Origin of the sequence: Streptomyces sp. WM6386 (assembly GCF_000972385.1) — a bacterium.
Taxonomy (GTDB): Bacteria; Actinomycetota; Actinomycetes; order Streptomycetales; family Streptomycetaceae; genus Streptomyces.
This window is the reverse complement of sequence record NZ_JXTE01000385.1, coordinates 1-586: the sequence shown is the minus strand read 5'-3', so window position 1 is coordinate 586 and position 586 is coordinate 1. Positions and strand designations below refer to the sequence as shown.

The following is a 586-nucleotide window of genomic DNA, read 5'->3' as shown; positions in this document are numbered from 1 at the left end:
GCCCCCTTACCGCCGTTCGTCTACGACAGGCTCATGCTGACCGACGGACGCGACAGCCTGAGCGCCTCGTTGCCGGCCGCCGTGGCCCAGCTGCCCGCGGGCGATCCGGTACAGCGCGTCCTGCGCACCCTGGGCGAGCGGATGGTCGACGAACTGCGGGACCTGCGCGGCCGGGTGCTCGCGCTGGAGCCGCCCGGCCCGCAGGGCACCGTCAGCCCGGCGTGGTTCGCGCTCACCGACCGGTATGTCCTGGTACTGGCCGCGGCTGCGGTGCTGGGGGTGTGGCGCCACAGCGACGCGCTCAGCGACCCGTTCCTGGCCGATCCCGCCTGGGCGGCGGCGGCGCTGCACCGCATCGCCGGGCGCCTCGGCATCAGGGACGTCGACCTGCCCGAGGAGTGCCTTTCCCGGGTGCACCGGGAGGTGCTGACCAGGTTCCGTGATCCGCACGGCTTCGACCTCTACAACCTGCCGCTGGCCGGCTGACGGCCTGCCCGGACAGGCGGTGCCACGAGCCGGGCGGAAGTGAGGAGTTGACCGATGAACCTGGCCACGCCATCGTGCACCGCGGTCCGTGAGAGCGGCG

1 pseudogene is annotated in these 586 nt (G+C 73.4%); it reads left to right on the top strand.

Annotation, left to right across the window (positions count from 1 at the left end):
- A pseudogene (locus TN53_RS41855) lies at positions 1-486 on the top strand (acyl-CoA dehydrogenase); the annotation flags it as partial.
- Positions 487-586: the final 100 nt, after the last annotated feature.